Here is a 16,066-nt window from a genome sequence, read left to right as displayed (position 1 = left end):
TCAGAAAAGCGCGTAGCGCGCGACGATCCACAGCAGGCGCAGCTTCGGCTTGCTGACCTTCGTGCGCGGAACGTCGAAGCCGCGCTCCAGCGTGCGCTCGAGCAGCACGCGATAAACGCCCGACATGATGCGCGGTGCGCGCACGTGGCCGCGCGGCTCGCGATCCATGATCGCGTCGGATTCGGCGAAGTGCTGCTTCGCGCGCTCGGCGAGCGTCGCGCAAACGTTCGGCAGCGTCGGATCGTCGGCGATCTGCCGCGGGCTCGTGACCGCGATGCCTTCGCGCGCGAGCAATTCGCGCGGCAGATAGCAGCGGTTGATGCCGGCGTCTTCGTCGATATCGCGCAGGATGTTGGTGAGCTGCAGCGCGCGGCCGAGATGATGCGCGAGCAGCCGGCCCGGCTCGTCGCGCATCCCGAAGATCCTCACCGACAGACGACCGGCCGCGCTCGCGACGCGGTCGCAATAGAGGTCGAGCGTGGCGTCGTCGGGCGCGCAGATGTCGGCGGCGGCGTCCATCGCCATGCCGTCGATCATCGCGTGAAAATCCTCGCGTTGCAGATGAAATGTGTGAATGTGTCGCGTCAGCGCACGCAGCGACGCGCGCGGCTGGCCGGCGTAGCACGCGTCGATGTCGGCGCGCCATCGATCGAGGTCGGCCGCGCGTTCGGCGCGCGGCAAGTCGCTGTCGGCGATGTCGTCGACGGCACGGCAGAAGGCGTAGACCTGATACATCGCATCGCGCTGCGCCGCCGGCAGGATGCGCATGGCGAGATAAAACGAGCTGCCGGACGTGGCGGCAGCGGCGTCGATTTCAGTATCGTCCACGACAAGATTGGAAACAGCCAAGACGATCTCCGCTGGAGGCGCCCGCTGAAAGGCGTTCAAAGAGGTTTTTATGCCGACCCGCAGGGCAGTGCGCCCGCGCGCGCGGACACGCGCGAAACATCCGGCTGGGCGGCCGGAAACGGCGAAAAGTATAGCAATCTTTGCCGCTGACCGCAGTTCGCCAGCCAATAGAGGGACGGCAACGAAGGCCGCCGGGGGCGGCGCGGCGGGTTCGGCCGCGCCGCCCCCGTCAGCGGATCAGGCCCCCGCGAGCCGGAACGCGACCGCGCAGTTGCGGCCTTGGCGCTTTGCGCTATACAGCGCCGCGTCGGCCTCGTTGATCAGCACGTCGTAGGCGGGCACGCCGTGGCGCGCCGAGGCGCCGCCGAGGCTCGCCGTGACCGGCACGCTGGTGCCGATCAGCTCGACCGGCGTTTCCTCGATCACGCGACGGATCTTCTCCGCCACCAGCATCGCATCGTCGAGTGGCGTGCACGGCAACAGCAGCGCGAACTCCTCGCCGCCGAAGCGCCCGAACGTGTCCTGCGCGCGCACCACGCCGGCGACGCGCTGCGCCATCACGCGCAGCACGGTATCGCCGACGCCGTGACCGAACTGGTCGTTGATCTTCTTGAAGTGATCCAGATCGAACAGCAGCATCGACATGTCGCCGCCGTAGCGCTGCCAGCGCGTGAACTCGTCGGACAGCCGCGCCTCGAAAAAGCGCCGGTTCGCGATGCCGGTCAACCCGTCGAGGTTCGCGTACTCCTGCAGCTTCGCGACCGCCTCCTCGCGCTCGCGCTGCACGATGCTCACATGCGTCACGTCGGAGATCGTCACGCACACGGCCACCACTTCACGATCGCGCATCAGCGGCATGAACGTGCAGTCCTGCTGCATGAAGTCGACCCCGCCGGTGATCGGACGGTCGTGATCGAACTTGAACAGATACGGGCGCTGCTCCCACGAACTGAACGCGAAGCTGCCGAGCTGGAACACGCTCTCGATCTTGCGCGACAGCCACACGCGCGGCAGTTCCGGAAAGTTCAGGTAGATCGAGCGCCCGACCACCTGCTCCGCCGACAGGCCGCTATGGTCCTGCATGAAGCGATTCCACATCAGCACGTTCAGTTCGCGGTCGAGCACGAAGATGCCGAAGCCGACCCGTTCGACCACGAGGTCGCTCAACGATTCCACGGAGACGTTCATAGACTGGACAGCAGCGCATCGAGCGCTTCGTTCATGTGACGGATTGAGTCTTCGGGCATCAGCATCACCAGATGCGCGCGAAAACTGTGATGTTCCAGCGCGAAATTCACTTCGACGAGCAGCGCCACCTTCCATTGCAGCACGCCGGGCTGGAACACTTCGTCGAGCGTCAGTGCGTCGCCGAGCATGCCCGGCGCGGAAAACACCGGCGTGCGACCGAGCTGGTCGAGTATCGACGACACGCAAGCGCCGGACAGCAGGTTCGCGACGTCGAGCATCAGTTCGCGCTCGCTGACCGCCTCGTAGCTCGAGCGCGCGTACGGGTCGCTCACGAGCGAACACAGCTGCGCGATGCTGTCGCTGCGACAGATCACCAGCACCTCGCCTTTGATGTCCGAGCGAAAGCCCTGGCGCACCGCGCTGACCGTGTCTTCGATGTGGGTCATCTCGCGCAGCGTGCTTGCCGCGTCGCTCACCGCGACCATCCGCACGCGCGGCACCGACAGCTCGATAAACGAATCGAGCAGCCGTGCGAGCCGCGTCGCGGCCCGGCCCATCGCGAGGTTGGCGATTTCCTGTAGCGCGTCGCGCTGGTCTTCGGTGAAGGCGGGCTCAGACATACAAGCCGTACTCCTTGAGGATGGGCATGACCGCCTCCGGCGTCACCGGCTTGGCGATGAAGGCGATCGCGCCCAGTTCACGCACCCGGGCCTGAGCGAGCGGCTGCACGTCGGCGGAAACGACGATCACGAAGGTATTGAGGTCCTCGTGCTGCAACGCTTCGAGAACCTGGTAGCCGGTCATGTCAGGCATCGTCAGATCGAGGAACATCACCGATGCCTTGCCCTCGCGATACAGCGCTAGCGCCTCGCGCCCGTTCGTCGCGTAGGACACGTCGACGGCCCAGTCCGGCGGCAGTGCCTTCGTGAGCAACTTGCGAGCGAGCAGCGAATCGTCGGCGATCACAATGGGCAGCATGGCAACGGCGCGGTGGGCGGTTTGGGCAGGTGAATAAAGGAATCGGCTGTTGGTCCGCGCGTTGTCCGCGCCTGGTTGTTTGCGTCTTTCGTGGTTCCGGCAGCGAGGGAGTCACGCTTTCGCGACGCCGACCGACGCGCGACCGGATACAGTGGCGCGTGCGAATTGCAGTTGCCTTGGGCGAGAGGGGTGCGAATGCAGCAGGACGCTTTGGCGGACTTTGACGATCCGGCTCACAGGGGTGGCAACGGCCTTTTTATCGTGGCGAGAATTGTCGAAGTAAAGCCGCGCAAAAGCAACTCGCCAGAATCGCCGACGGCAACGATCTGTTTCCCTGCAAGGCCAATTTTAGAAATGCTTCTATCGTTCTGACGGAGATTTGCTTATGTTTATACTTTTGTGTACGTTTGCGCTTTCCGATTCGTCGCTGTTTTAAAACCGCTGTTAAAGAACGACCCGCACGCCGCACGCCCGTCTCCGACGCTTTGCGGCAATTTTTTCCGCGTTCCGTCTATGCTTGTTTTGAAGGCGGCAGGGTGCCGGCATCGGCCCGATACGGGGCGGCCAATTTCGAACGACTTTTCGCATCAACGACAATGACATCACACCAGGTCGACTCCGCGCGTGCGGGCCGCCATCCGGGTCATCCTGCCCACGAGCGGGACGACGCGTCGTTTCCCGCCGTGCCGGAACAGAATTTCCAGGTGCGCCGCATCACGCTGATCGCACTGCTGGTGGCGGCGATCGTGTTGCCGTTCGTCTACGTCGCGGCGATGGCATTCGCCGATCTGCGCTCGCGCGAGGCCGACGCGACCGACCTGACGCTGCGCACGGTGCGCGTCGCCGAAGAACATGCGTTGAAAGTGTTCGACATGAACGAGACGCTGAACTCGCGCATCGTCGATCTGACCGAGGGCCTCGACGACGACGGCATCCGCGCGCGCGAACACACGATTCACGACAAGTTGCGCACCCTGGGCGGCGGCTATCCGCAGGTGGCCTCGGTGTCGATCTTCGGCCAGCAGGGCGCCCTGCTCGTAAGCAGCCGCCTGTATCCGTCGCCGGAGATTTCGATCGGCCAGCGCGACGATTTCGTCGGCATCCGGGGCGGCAACCTGCTCGAACACGTGTCGAAAGTGATGACGGGGCACGTGAGCGGCGAGCAGGTGTTCAATATGGGCGTCGAGCGTCAGGCGCCCAATGGCTCGTTCGCGGGCGTCGTGTCGATTGCGCTGCGGCCCAGCTATTTCGACGCGTTCTATCGCGAGCTGCTCGGCAGCAGCGACGCCACGCCGATCGTGATGAGCCTCGTGCGCACCGACGGCGCAGTGCTCGCGCATTACCCGCGCGGCCCGCGCGAGCCGACCGCGATCGCGTCCGATTCGCCGTTCGCGGAAGCGGTCAGGCTAGGGCAGCGCTCCGGCGTCGTGCGGATGCGCTCGGGTTTCACCGACGGCAATCTGATCGTGGCGTTCCGGCACGTCGGCTCGTATCCGGTCTACGTGCTGTGCGGCTACCGCACGTCGGCGATCTGGGCGTCTTGGTACACGCACCTCAGCGTGCTGATGCTGTCGATGTTCACGCCGTCGATCGCGCTGTGGTGCGTGATCTGGCTGTCGCTGCGCCGCCTCGGCGCCGAAGAGGAAGCGTGGCAGCGCTGGCAGGCCGAGGCATCGATGCGCCGCTCGATCGAGTCCGCGTACCGCCAGTCGCGCAAGATGGAAGCGCTCGGCACGCTGGTCGGCAGCGTCGCGCACGACTTCAACAACCTGCTGATGATCCTCTCGGCCAACGTGCAGATCTTGCGACGGCGCGGCGTCGGCGGGCTCGAGCGCGAACTGTCGTCGATGGAGCGCGCGCTGAAGAGCGGTCAGTCGCTGACGCGGCAGCTGCTCGGCGTCGCGCGCAAACAGCCGCTGCGCAGCGAGACGCTCTCGCTCGAACGCTGGCTGCCGTCGTGCCGCGAGCTGCTGCGCGCGTCGCTCGGCGCGAAGGTGTCGCTCGTCATCGATAGCGGCGTCGCAACCTGGCCGGTGCGCGTCGACGTTGCCGAGCTCGAGCTCGCGCTCATCAACGTCGCTGTCAATGCGCGCGATGCGATGGCCAACGGCGGGCGCTTCACCGTGCGCGCGAGCAACGTCGTGTTCCGCCACGAGGACGGCTTTGCGCTGACCGGCGAGTTCGTGCAACTGTCGCTCGAAGACACCGGCGCCGGCATGGCGCCCGAGGTGCTCGCGCGCGCGTTCGAGCCGCTTTTCACGACCAAGCCCAAAGGCATGGGCACGGGACTCGGGCTGCCGCAGGTATTCGCGTTCTGCGCGGGCTCGGGCGGGCTCGCGGCAATCGACAGCGCGATCGGCGCGGGCACCTCGGTGCGGCTCTATCTGCCGCGCGCGTCGGCCGAGCCGCCGACGGCCGGGCCGGCCGAAGCGCTTGCGCCCGAACAAGGCGCGCCGCAGGCTTTGCGCGTGCTGCTCGTCGAGGACAACGAAGAAGTCGCCGCCGGCACCGAGGCGCTGCTGCAGATGATGGGTCACCAGGTCACCTGCGTGTTCAACGCCGACACGGCGCTGCGCGTGCTCGACGACGCTCGCGCGACGCGCGCGGGCACCGGCGAGCCGCTGCCGTTCGATCTGGTGCTGTCGGACATTCATATGCCCGGCAAGATGAACGGCATCGATCTGGCCGAAGCGGTGCTCAAGTTCGACCCGCAGCTGCCGGTCATCCTCGTCACCGGCTACGCGGAAGAGCTCGACCGCGCGCGGCACGTGAACGCGCACGTGCTGTCCAAGCCGTTCGATATCGGACTGCTCGAGAAGCTGCTCGAAGCAATCCAGCACAACGGCGCGCAAACGGGCACCGCTGCGGCCACGCATCCGGCCGATACCTGAGGTCCGCGTCATCCCGGCGTCATTTACCGGGCCTTGTAAAAAGCGCGGCCTTCACACCCCGCGCTTTTTTTGCATCACGAGCCTACGTAATGCGTAGCACGGCGGGCATCGCGGCTACGCATGGGGCGTGCCGCCGCCGCGCGGCGCCGCGGGGGCATGAACGTTGCGTGCGTAAAGACGGCCAAGGGACGGCGCTTCGGGTGCCGCCCGTTCCAGCAGAACATGTCGGGAGACAGCCATGCAACATACCGTGATTGGTTTATTCGACACCTACATGCAGGCTGAAAACGCCCGCGACACACTCGTGCAAACCGGTTTTGCGCGGGAAAAAGTCGAGTTGCAGGCGAACCCCGAGCCTTCGGTTGGCTCGGCTACCAGCGAAGTCGCCAACGCCGGCGTGCTAGCGAATATCGAGCGCTTTCTCGCCAGCCTGTTTTCGACCGGGCCGCGTGCGTCGGACACCGCGCGCTACGCGGAGGCGATGCGGCGCGGTGCGGTGCTCGTGTGCGTCCGCGCGGCGAGCCAGTCTCACGCGGAACTGGCGCGCAATACGCTGGTGCGGCTCGGCGCAACCGATATCGGCGACCGTCTGCCCGAGGCGGACACGCCGGTCGCATCCGGGCGCGACCACTCGGTGCTCGATGAGCTCGGCATCGGCGCGGTGATGCCGGGTACGCCCCGCACGTCGAGTGTGACGACCGAGGCGCGCGCGACGCCGGGCATGCGGGACACCACTGCAACACCCGGGGCCACCGGCGCGCGTTCGACCGGCGGCGCAGTGGGCGCCGCGGGGGCCGCGGGCGTGACGGAGTCGACTGGAATCGCCGGGGCGACGGGCGCCACTTCGGCGACCGGCCCGAGCGCAGCCGACACCAGCACCAGCACCGAGCCGTTCGCGCCGCCACCGATCAGCGAACGGCCGACCAGCGATCCGGCCAACGAACCGATCGCCGATCCGCTCGCCGGCGACGCCGGACGCAGCGCGATTGCCGCCGGCTCGGCGCCGGGCTCGGGCGCGGTGATGCAGCCGTCCGACATCGTCCCTGAAGGCGGACAGCCGGGTGCCGGTCCTGGCGCTCAGATGCCGAACGAATATCTGGAGTACGAAGAAGATTTCCGCACGCACTACGACGAGCAGTACGCGGCCGCGAACGCGCGTTACGAAGATTATGTGCCGGCCTACCGCTACGGCGCGGAGATCGGTCGCGACGCGCGGTTCCGCAATCGTCCGTGGGAAGAGATCGAGCCCGAGGCACGCCGCCATTGGGAAAGCACGTCGTCGGAGAGCACGTGGGAGCGCTTCAAGCTCGCGGTGCGTCATGGGTGGGAGCGAGTGACCGGGCATCACCATGTGTAGCGATACGGCCGGTCCGACCGGCCCGGCGGTGGTGCAAGCATCGCTGTCGTAGCCGGCGCCTGTGCTGGCGAAACGAGTGGGGCCGCGTTGAGCGGCGCGCGCCGTGTCCGCGGTGTTTCGACGGGGCTCAGGGCGCCGTCGTGCGCGCGACGCTCAGCTACGCCGCTCGAAACCGCTTGACCCACGCGACGTAGCGGTCCATGAACGTTTGCAGGAACTTGCGCGTGCCGTCGTTGACGATCTCGCCTTTTTCATTGATCACCGACGGATCGTGCTTGATGAAGATCTCGGGCTGCCCCATCGTCGCGACGTCGAGATAGGCAAGCACGTTGCGCAGATGCTGCTGCGCGAGCGCCGTCCCGGTCGCGCCCACCGAAGTGCCGATCATCGCGCCGGGCTTGTTGCCCCATGAGTTCGTGCCCCACGGGCGCGAGCCCCAGTCGAGCGCGTTTTTCAGCACGCCCGGAATCGAGCGGTTGTATTCGGGTGTGACGAACAGCAGGCCGTCCGCGGCTTGCACGCGCTCCTTGAGTTTTTTGCCGGCTTCGGGATAGTCGGCGTCGTAGTCCTGGGAGTACAGTGGCAAGGAGCCGATATCGATGTGTTCGAAGGTGAAATCGGACGGAGCAAGGGAAATCACTGCCTGAGCCAGTTGGCGATTGAACGAATCCCGCCGCAAGCTGCCGACGACAACTGCAATGTGATAGGCCATTTTTCGCTTCCTCGGTAAGGCGCTCGACGCGCGCAGAGTACGGACTGTTCATCATAGGCAAAGCCGCGCGAAACGCCCAGGCGCTGGCGGATTTGGCAAGGCGATAGCGGATCGGGAAGGGTTCTTGCGCTGCCGTCGGTGGATAACCTCGCAGCGAGAGAAGTTATCCACAGATTCGCTGAATAACCTTGTGGATAAGTGCGACTTTTGCCTTGTCAATCAAGCATGCCTTCGGGCCAAGCCAATCTGAGGCAAGTGGACAGGATCGACATCTGGAGGACCGGATCATGAGTCTCGACTACGCAGGAAAATCACACGACGAAGCTGTCGCCGCGCGCAAGAAGGCGAGGCAACGCGCGCAGGAGCCCGCTGGCGGCGAGATGGCCGTCGACGGCGTCGAAGCCGATGCCACGCATAGCTGCGGCCAGTTGTCGGAGCAAGGCAAGCAGGTTTGGCGCACCGGCGCCGGACTCGATGGCGGGGGCAAGGCGCCAAGCCGGTAGAAGTTCGCGGGTTCCCGTCCGCTGTGGATACGAGGGCGAGTCGACGCCGCCCTTCCCCCTTCCGCGCTTTCAGATGCGAAAAGGGCGCCGTTGCCGGCGCCCTTTTTTCTTGCTGCTTGGCTGTCTGTTTGGACGTGCCGCTCAGTTGCCGAAAAATACGTTGCAGTACGACGCCGGGCCGTTGCAGGCCGAAGCCGGAGCTGCGGCGTGAGCGACGCCGGAAGCAGCTGCGAACAGTGCGGCCGAAGCAATCAGGGCGGAGAAAATGCGTTTCATGGTGCGGGTCCTCGCAGAGTAGGGTTGCGCGATCTGATGCGATCGATGGCGTGAAGAATAACGAGCGGACCCGGTTCTACAAACAGCGAAGACGAGAAGACGTTTTTTCATAAATCGAAATAATCGTGATGACCTGACTGCGCGAGATCGGCGCTTGGTCGCGACGCGTGGGCAAGCCATGCGGCGATTCAAAATTCCTCCGGCAGCGAAGTCCGAAATTTCATTTTTTCGCAACAATTAATTTCCAGTGTCATAAGTCGCCGCACCGCGCGACTAAGTCTCTACGGCTATCGATTGCCGAGGGGCATATGTTCAATACCGATTCGCTTGGGCACGAACGTGAGGGAGAATGGCGCACGCATCCGCACACCCTGCGAGGACAACCTTCCGCTCATGAATCACCACGTTTCAGGGCCACGCGCGCAGCGCATGGCGCGGCCGAGCGCGCGTCGACGGAGTTCGCGGTGACGCAGCCGGCCCCGTCGCTCGACGATCCGATCTACCTGGCGCAATTGCGGCGCGACCTCGTGCGCTTCGCCCGTCTGCAATTGCGCGATGCCGCGGCCGCCGAGGACGCCGTGCAGGAAGCGCTGACCGCCGCATGGACTCAGGCCACGCGCTTCGCCGCGCAGTCGGAGCATAAGACCTGGGTGTTCGGCATCCTGCGGCACAAGCTCGTCGACACGCTGCGCGCGCGCCAGCGCACGGTCAATCTGTCCGCGCTCGAAGCCGAACTCGACGGCGAGGCGTTGCTGGATCGCGAACTCTTCAAGGACAACGGCCACTGGTCGAGCGAGACCAAACCGCGTCCGTGGCCGACGCCCGAAACCGCATTGCGCCAGCAGCAGTTCTGGACGCTGTTCGAGATGTGCCTGGAGCATTTACCCGAGCACATCGGGCGCGTGTTCATGATGCGTGAGTTCCTCGAGCTCGACATCGCGGCTATCTGCGCCGAACTGCAGATCAACGCGAATCATTGCAGCGTACTGATCTATCGCGCGCGGCTGCGGCTGCGCACGTGTCTGAGCGAAAAGGGCCTATCCAGCGAGGATGCGAATGGGCAAATGTAAAGACATCACGCGGCTGCTATCCGACGCGCTCGACCGCTCGCTATCGACTGGCGAATGGCTCGCGATCCGGCTGCATCTGCCCACCTGCAGCGGGTGCCGGAACTATCGCAAACAGATCCGCCTGCTGCGGGTCGCCGCGCACGTGGCGAGCGGAGCCGCGGCCGTGGATGGCGCGGCGAGCGGCGACGAGTGAGGCGTCGGGGCCAGGAAGGCGCGCATCACTCGGGGCGAAGAAGGGCGATGCTGTTGTTTGCGCTGTCGTTACGTCAACGCGCTCCACAGCATCAGCGTCAACGCGAGACCGACGACCGATACGATCGTCTGCAAGACCGACCACACCAGCACAGTCTGTTTAAGCTGGAGTCCGAAGTATTCGCGGACCATCCAGAAACCCGCGTCGTTCACGTGGCAGAACAACACCGAGCCCGCACCCATCGCCAGCGCCATTCGCAGATGATCGGCACCATCATCACAAGGCCGATCTCGAAGAACAACGGCAGGCCGATGAGCAGCGCGACGACGGCGATCATCCATGGCAGCGTGCGCGGGGTCGAGTGCCGCGGGATTGTCGACAGGAGCCGGTCCGCGGCGCCCGATTCGGCAATCAACGCACCGAGCATCGCGCCCAGCGCAATGATGATGCCGACCTCGCCGAGCAACGCGCCGGCCGCCTTTGCTGACCGCGCTCGCGACCGCCTCGAGCGGCAGGCCTGCCGCGAAGCCCGCCGTGAACGTACCGACAAGGTCGATAGGAATGGCGCGAGCTTCAGCACGCTGATGAAGATGAGCGGTTTGTCGCGGCGGGAGGGGACAGATTGGGCACGGGGGCAATGCTTCGCTAGTCCCGCATGATTTGCTTATGCGAATTTATCGGTTTGTCCAGGCCGGCGGACGAATTATTGTCGGAGCCAATCAGACCATCGTTTGGCGTTCGTCAAATTCTTTTTCAACGAGTATTTTCATGTCCCGTGATCCGCTGCCGACGCGCCGTACGTTTCTTGCCGGCGTAGGCGCAACGCTGGCCGCTGCCACGTTGCCTGTCTTCTATGCCGGCGCATTTGCCGCCGATGAACATGCGAAAGAGCTTCGCATCGGATATCAGAAAGCCGCCAGCACCCTGGTATTGTTGAAGGCGCATGGCACGCTCGAAAAAAGGCTCGCGCCACTCGGCATCGCTGTGAAATGGACCGAGTTTCCGGCTGGGCCGCAACTGCTGGAAGGCCTGAACGTCGGTGCAATCGACTTCGGCTACGTGGGCGAAGCGCCGCCCGTGTTCGCGCAGGCCGCGGGCGCCAATTTCGTCTATACCGCGTATGAAGTTCCGACGCCGCACGCCGAAGGCATCCTCGTGCATCCCGATGCGCCAATCAGGACCTTGGCCGATCTGAAGGGAAAGAAGATTGCGCTAAACAAGGGCTCGGATGTGCACTGGTTTCTCGTCGCGGCGCTACAGAAGAACGGCGTGAAGCCAAGCGAGATTCAACTCGTGTACCTGCCGCCCGCCGATGCGCGCGCAGCCTTCGAACGCGGTGCGGTCGATGCCTGGGCCATCTGGGATCCCTTCCTCGAAGCCGCCAAACGGCAGACGAACGCGCGGCTGCTCGCCGATGCCGAGGGTATCGTGAGTCACCACCAGTTCTTTCTGAGCGCGCGGCCATTCGCACAACGGAACGGCGGAATCATTGCGATCGTGATCGATGAAGTCAGCAAGGAAGGGGAGTGGGTGCGCGGTCATTACAGTGAGGCGGTCGCACAACTCGCGCCGATTCAAGGGCTCGACGCGAGCGTGATCGAATCGGGCTTGCGCCATTACGCGCATGTCTACAAGCCCGTCGACGCGAATGTGCTCGCGGAGCAGCAGCGCATCGCCGATACGTTCACCGAACTGCACCTGATTCCGACGAAGATCGTCACCAAGGATGCCGTGCTGCCCGGCAACGCCTAACCGAGCAGGTCGAGTCTGCCTCAGCACATCGCTCCGGTTTGACCGTTGCGCGGTCAGCCGAAAAGCACGGCCACATTTTCGGGCGGGCGGCCGATGACGGCACGCCCATTTCTGACGACGATCGGTCGTTGCAACAGAATTGGATGCTTCGCCAACGCCTCGTAGAGCTGGACGTCCGTCAATGCTGCGTCGGCAAGGTTGAGCTCTTTATATGCGGCCTCGGTGTCGCGGATCATTTCGCGGACGGGGCACCCAAGCTGAGCGTTGAGATTTTTGAGCTCAACCACGCTGAGCGGTTTCTTCAGATATTCGACGATTTGCGTCGCTTCATTTTCGGAGTTGTAGGTACTCGCGACAAGTTCGCAGGCGGCGCGCGATTTCGAGCAGCTAGGGTTGTGGTAGATGGTGATCATGGCTGGTTCAGAGCGTGTGGCGTTTGAAGGTTGCTGTGGCTGTTACCAAGAGTGGGCAATTTTAGCGGGTGACCTGGTGGCATGGCATGGATTGACTGTTCGGCACCCGGGCTGTTTGGGTGATCGGTGGAGGGTGTCGGTTTATGCGCATAAACCGACGCTGCTCCCGAAGCGAGTGGAATTCTTCTAGCGCTGGCTTGCCGGAGTTCTAGTTCTAGCCGTGCTTACGATCGGCCCGGGAGGGCCCACCATACAAACGACAACCTGAAAGCCTGTGCCAGCAGCGCACCGGCGGCATGTTTGCCCTTGGCGGCCAACTTCAGGCAGAAACCGGGTTGAACGAGGGTATGGGGAATGCTTTCTATTTGCCGACTCCCCACGCGACCTTTATGCGCATAAAGTCCCGCACCCCTTTTGGTCGCTCCGACGCGCGTGCTCGTTTTCGCAATGGATCAGCCCGAGAACCCCGAACAGTCGTCGTCGACCGAGCACGCAGTACGGAAGCACTGAATCCTTTTCCGCCCCCCGCCGCCATACGGCGATCAATGACGCTTGCGCCTCAGTCCACGCGGCCTCGCAGGTGGTTCAAGACCTCTTGCGCCTCCGCCGCCTCTTTATGCGCATAAATCCTTCGCCGAAAAGCCTATTTCCGAATTTCGCGAACGTAAATGATTTGAAATAGCAATTCAACCAGGTAAAATCCATTTGCGTCTAAAAAGAGGAGGTGAAATTTGGCGGCAGAAATCATCGCGGTAACACAGCAGAAAGGCGGGGTCGGGAAGAGCACCATCGCGATGCATCTCGGCGCTGCATTTCACGAGAAGGGCAAACGCGTTCTCGTCGTCGACGCGGATGGCCAAAACACCCTGATTCACTGGGCGAGCGCTGCGTCCGACGGCGACACCGGCATCCCATTCGCCGTAGTCAACCTGTCGGAAGCTGGTAGCCAGATCCATCGCGAGATCAAGAAGTTCGTGGGTGACTACGACATCATCGTCGTCGACTGCCCGCCCTCCATCACCGAAAAAGTCTCCGGCGTCGTCCTGCTCGCGGCGAGCGTCGCGGTGATCCCAACGTCGTCGTCTCCCGCCGATTACTGGTCGAGCATCGGCCTCGTCAAGCTGGTTCAGCAAGCGCAGGTCATGAACGAAGACCTACGCGCCGTATTCCTGCTGAACAAGACTGAAGAGAAACGAATGCTGACGCGCGAACTGAAACGCGCGCTGGAAGAACTCGGCTTTCCTCTCCTGAAGACCCAGATCCCCACGCGCGAAGCGTACAAGCAGGCAATGGCGTTGGGGCAAACGGTGCTTCAGATGAACGACCGCGGCGCGAAGCTCGCCGCGCTTGAAGTAAGGGCGTGCGCCAACGAGATCGCCGCCTTGCTCCCGTGAATTTATGCGCATAAAGGACCCTGAATGAAACCGTCCCAGTTCGCCAAAGGCTTTCAAGCACGTCCTGATACGACCAGCAGCGAAAAGCGCACCGCGCTCGACCGTCTGAATGCGATCGACGGCCTGGTCGCAAACGAACCGAAAGCTCCCGCAATCGCCGGGCGTCCGATTCCGGCCGTCGTGCCGTCGCGTCTGCAGGACGCAGAGATTCCTGATCCGGACAACGAATCGGCGGCCTACCGCGCGTGGCGGCTCGAACACGGCTATCGTCCAGGCCAGGTCATCGAACTCGCGCTCAAAACCATCAAGCCGAGCCCCTTCAATCCGCGGCACTTCTATGTGAAGTCGTCGATTGCAGAGCTTGCCGTCAATCTGGCGAAGCAGGGCCAGCAGCAGGCGATTCACGTCATTCCCGACTACGACAATCCTGGCACCTACTTCGTCAGTGACGGCGGCCGACGCGTGCGCGCGCTGAAAGAGGCAAACAAGGAGTCGGTGAAATCGATCGTCATCGATTTGCCGGTCGGCATCCAGAGCTACAAGCTCGGTTATGACCTCAACGTGCAACGCGACTCGCAGACGGTGTTCGACAACGCGGTCGTCTGGCGACGCTTTCTCGACGAGCGGCATTTCCAGAGCCAGAAGGAGCTGGCCGAACATCTCGGTCTCGACGAATCGACGGTCGCAGTCGCGCTGTCCATCGCCAAGCTCCCGGAAACCGTGATGCAGGAGATGGTCGCGCGCCCTGACCGCTTCGGCTCGAACATGGCTTATCAGGTGGGCCGCTATCACACCGCTCGCGGCGCGGACGCGACGTTGCGACTGATCAACCGGATCCTTTCCGACGATCTGAGCACACGTCAGGTCGCCGACATCGTCAAAGGCCGAGCGACCGCGCAAGAAAGCGCCAAACCGGCGGGCCGGCAGCGCTATGCGCAACGTCTGGAAATCAAGCTTGGCGGTGTGTCGGTTGGCGATCTGAAGTCGTACGGGGACGACCGGCTCGAGTTGCGCCTGAAAGGCCTCACGCGCGAAAAGCGCGACGACATCCTGCGGCAGATTGAGAAGATGCTGAAGTAAGACATGACGGGCGGTGTGCGTCCACCGCCGGCTCGAGTTCAAGAGGCCGTTATCGACCCATCAGGCCGCGCGCGACTGACTTAGCGTGAAGGCGAGCAGATCGCCATCGGTCGGTTCGCCCCAGGTCCGGCGCGCGAGCCAGTCGAAGAACGCCGTTTCGACGATCTTCGAGTCGAGCCCACGACGCCGCCAGTCGTCACGCAGGTGCGTGCCGAGCCCCGGCAATTCCTCTTCCTCGAACGACTGCCGCGCGATATCGCGTTCCGATTCGCCCTGTTCGTTGTACAGCTCGTAGGCCTGCTTGCGACGATAAGCCGAGTATTCGCCGAGCAGACGCGCCTTCAGATCGTCAGCCGGCGACGCCGCGGCCTTGTTGACGCCGCCACCCGATGGCAGCGCCTCGACCGGCGGCGCATAGCCTTTCTTCAACGCATCCTTGAACAGCGCCGGCGCGCTGCGCACCGGCGGCAGCGACGTACTGCGCATGCGCTGTTCGGTCATCTGCAGCGCGGCGCGGATCCGGTTCTCCTCGCTGTCCGCGTAAAGCGTCTGCGCTTCCTTCAGCGGAATGCCGATCTTCACCATCCGGTCGACGAGCGTGCTGTCGAACACGTTCGGATGTTCGTCGAGCGCAAGCATCGGCTGCTTGCGCTCGGTCACGCGGAACTGGATTTCGGCGACGCGCCGACCCTCGCGATGCTCGATCAGCTCGACAAAAATATTCGTGACCGCGTTGACCTCGGCAATCGCCGGGCGCAGATAATCGCGCTTGAAGTACTTGTACTCGCGCTTCGCTTCGTCGCCCGCTTCGGTATCCGGCGTGCCCGAGAGGATCGGCCGCCACCATTCCCAGGTCTCACGCATCGTCAGATGGCTCGGGTTGGTCAGGTAGCGCACGCAGATCTCATAGAGCGCAAGGCCTGCGCTGCTGCGCAGCTGGCTCTGGAACTGCAGGCTAAGCCGCGCATACTGAACTGGATCGAGCAGCTTCTTCTTGATCTTCGGTGCAAACGAAAACTCGACCCAGACGCGGCGCGTGGTCGGATCTTCGAGAATTTCCGCATCTGCGATCAGCGTCGAAATACCCCATTTGCGGCCGGGCTTCTGACTCGACGTCCCGGTGCTCCACTCGACCTGCACGGACACCATGCGGCGCAGGTGCTCCTTGACGAGCGCGGTGTCATTGGAATCGAACGCGGAATTGGCGACGATGTCGGACAGCAGCGCCCGATACGTGTCGCCCGACTCATCCGCTTGCTGGGCCACCGCGAGCAACACGTTAAACAGCTTGCGCGTGAGCAGCGTGATCTTGCCGCTCTTGGGCTGGATCGCGATCGCCTCGACGGCTTTGCGCAGCTCAGCCGAGCTCGGGCTGACAACATCGGTCTTTTTCGCTCGCTTCGTGGCCAT

18 protein-coding genes are annotated in these 16,066 nt (G+C 63.7%); 8 read left to right on the top strand and 10 right to left on the bottom strand.

Annotated features, from left to right (window positions below):
* The 4 genes from hpnD to BJG93_RS16775 all read right to left on the bottom strand — a co-directional run bounded on the left by hpnD (window position 1) and on the right by BJG93_RS16775 (window position 3,015).
* Entirely contained in the window at window positions 1–849 is an 849-nt protein-coding gene (gene hpnD, locus BJG93_RS16790) for a presqualene diphosphate synthase HpnD (protein ID WP_027195450.1), read from the bottom strand.
* A gap of 237 nt (window positions 850–1,086) precedes the next feature.
* Window positions 1,087–2,037 carry a sensor domain-containing diguanylate cyclase gene (locus tag BJG93_RS16785; RefSeq protein ID WP_027195449.1) on the bottom strand — a complete coding sequence of 317 codons (951 nt, stop codon included), beginning with the start codon at window positions 2,035–2,037 and terminating at the stop codon, window positions 1,087–1,089.
* The gene (locus BJG93_RS16780) at window positions 2,034–2,657 is read right to left on the bottom strand and encodes a chemotaxis protein CheC (protein ID WP_027195448.1); all 624 of its coding nucleotides are present in this window, start codon (window positions 2,655–2,657) and stop codon (window positions 2,034–2,036) included. Before BJG93_RS16780 ends, BJG93_RS16785 begins: the two co-directional genes overlap by 4 nt.
* The gene (locus tag BJG93_RS16775; RefSeq protein ID WP_027195447.1) at window positions 2,650–3,015 is read right to left on the bottom strand and encodes a response regulator; all 366 of its coding nucleotides are present in this window, start codon (window positions 3,013–3,015) and stop codon (window positions 2,650–2,652) included. Before BJG93_RS16775 ends, BJG93_RS16780 begins: the two co-directional genes overlap by 8 nt.
* Window positions 3,016–3,611: 596 nt before the next feature.
* On the opposite strand from BJG93_RS16775, the gene BJG93_RS16770 reads away from it, so the two are divergent.
* Complete coding sequence (locus tag BJG93_RS16770; protein WP_027195446.1) at window positions 3,612–5,906, top strand: hybrid sensor histidine kinase/response regulator; 2,295 nt, start codon at window positions 3,612–3,614, stop codon at window positions 5,904–5,906.
* Window positions 5,907–6,144: 238 nt separating this feature from the next.
* On the top strand, window positions 6,145–7,263 hold the full coding sequence (locus BJG93_RS16765; protein ID WP_027195445.1) for a hypothetical protein: 1,119 nt from the start codon (window positions 6,145–6,147) through the stop codon (window positions 7,261–7,263).
* A 157-nt stretch (window positions 7,264–7,420) separates the two neighbouring features.
* On the opposite strand, the gene BJG93_RS16760 is transcribed toward BJG93_RS16765, so the two are convergent.
* Window positions 7,421–7,975, bottom strand: coding sequence for an NADPH-dependent FMN reductase (locus tag BJG93_RS16760; protein ID WP_027195444.1), 555 nt, complete (start codon window positions 7,973–7,975; stop codon window positions 7,421–7,423).
* 287 nt (window positions 7,976–8,262) lie between these two features.
* Here BJG93_RS16760 and BJG93_RS16755 point away from each other — a divergent pair, with 287 nt between their 5' ends.
* The gene (locus BJG93_RS16755; protein WP_027195443.1) at window positions 8,263–8,478 is read left to right on the top strand and encodes a hypothetical protein; all 216 of its coding nucleotides are present in this window, start codon (window positions 8,263–8,265) and stop codon (window positions 8,476–8,478) included.
* A 141-nt stretch (window positions 8,479–8,619) separates the two neighbouring features.
* On the opposite strand, the gene BJG93_RS36070 is transcribed toward BJG93_RS16755, so the two are convergent.
* Window positions 8,620–8,754, bottom strand: coding sequence for a hypothetical protein (locus tag BJG93_RS36070; protein ID WP_269217466.1), 135 nt, complete (start codon window positions 8,752–8,754; stop codon window positions 8,620–8,622).
* A gap of 464 nt (window positions 8,755–9,218) precedes the next feature.
* Here BJG93_RS36070 and BJG93_RS16750 point away from each other — a divergent pair, with 464 nt between their 5' ends.
* Window positions 9,219–9,824: an RNA polymerase factor sigma-70 gene (locus BJG93_RS16750; protein WP_027195442.1), complete on the top strand. Its 606-nt coding sequence runs from the start codon at window positions 9,219–9,221 to the stop codon at window positions 9,822–9,824.
* Window positions 9,805–10,017 carry a zf-HC2 domain-containing protein gene (locus BJG93_RS16745; protein WP_174566119.1) on the top strand — a complete coding sequence of 71 codons (213 nt, stop codon included), beginning with the start codon at window positions 9,805–9,807 and terminating at the stop codon, window positions 10,015–10,017. Before BJG93_RS16750 ends, BJG93_RS16745 begins: the two co-directional genes overlap by 20 nt.
* A gap of 68 nt (window positions 10,018–10,085) precedes the next feature.
* On the opposite strand, the gene BJG93_RS16740 is transcribed toward BJG93_RS16745, so the two are convergent.
* Window positions 10,086–10,259: a GntP family permease gene (locus tag BJG93_RS16740; RefSeq protein WP_231337547.1), complete on the bottom strand. Its 174-nt coding sequence runs from the start codon at window positions 10,257–10,259 to the stop codon at window positions 10,086–10,088.
* Entirely contained in the window at window positions 10,226–10,597 is a 372-nt protein-coding gene (locus BJG93_RS16735) for a GntP family permease (RefSeq protein WP_231337546.1), read from the bottom strand. The genes BJG93_RS16740 and BJG93_RS16735 overlap by 34 nt, the downstream gene beginning before the upstream one ends.
* 188 nt (window positions 10,598–10,785) lie before the next feature.
* Here BJG93_RS16735 and BJG93_RS16730 point away from each other — a divergent pair, with 188 nt between their 5' ends.
* The gene (locus tag BJG93_RS16730; RefSeq protein WP_027195439.1) at window positions 10,786–11,769 is read left to right on the top strand and encodes a sulfonate ABC transporter substrate-binding protein; all 984 of its coding nucleotides are present in this window, start codon (window positions 10,786–10,788) and stop codon (window positions 11,767–11,769) included.
* A 53-nt stretch (window positions 11,770–11,822) separates the two neighbouring features.
* On the opposite strand, the gene arsC is transcribed toward BJG93_RS16730, so the two are convergent.
* A complete protein-coding gene (gene arsC, locus BJG93_RS16725; RefSeq protein ID WP_027195438.1) occupies window positions 11,823–12,182 on the bottom strand; it encodes an arsenate reductase (glutaredoxin) in 360 nt (119 codons plus the stop codon).
* 731 nt (window positions 12,183–12,913) lie between these two features.
* Here arsC and parA point away from each other — a divergent pair.
* Both parA and BJG93_RS16715 read left to right on the top strand, forming a co-directional pair.
* Window positions 12,914–13,576 carry a ParA family partition ATPase gene (gene parA / locus BJG93_RS16720; RefSeq protein WP_027195437.1) on the top strand — a complete coding sequence of 221 codons (663 nt, stop codon included), beginning with the start codon at window positions 12,914–12,916 and terminating at the stop codon, window positions 13,574–13,576.
* 24 nt (window positions 13,577–13,600) lie between these two features.
* Window positions 13,601–14,656, top strand: coding sequence for a ParB/RepB/Spo0J family partition protein (locus BJG93_RS16715; protein WP_027195436.1), 1,056 nt, complete (start codon window positions 13,601–13,603; stop codon window positions 14,654–14,656).
* A 60-nt stretch (window positions 14,657–14,716) separates the two neighbouring features.
* On the opposite strand, the gene BJG93_RS16710 is transcribed toward BJG93_RS16715, so the two are convergent.
* A complete protein-coding gene (locus BJG93_RS16710) occupies window positions 14,717–16,066 on the bottom strand; it encodes a replication initiation protein (RefSeq protein WP_027195435.1) in 1,350 nt (449 codons plus the stop codon).

This window comes from Paraburkholderia sprentiae WSM5005, assembly GCF_001865575.2.
Classification (GTDB): domain Bacteria; phylum Pseudomonadota; class Gammaproteobacteria; order Burkholderiales; family Burkholderiaceae; genus Paraburkholderia; species Paraburkholderia sprentiae.
This window is presented reverse-complemented; position numbering and strand designations above follow the sequence as displayed.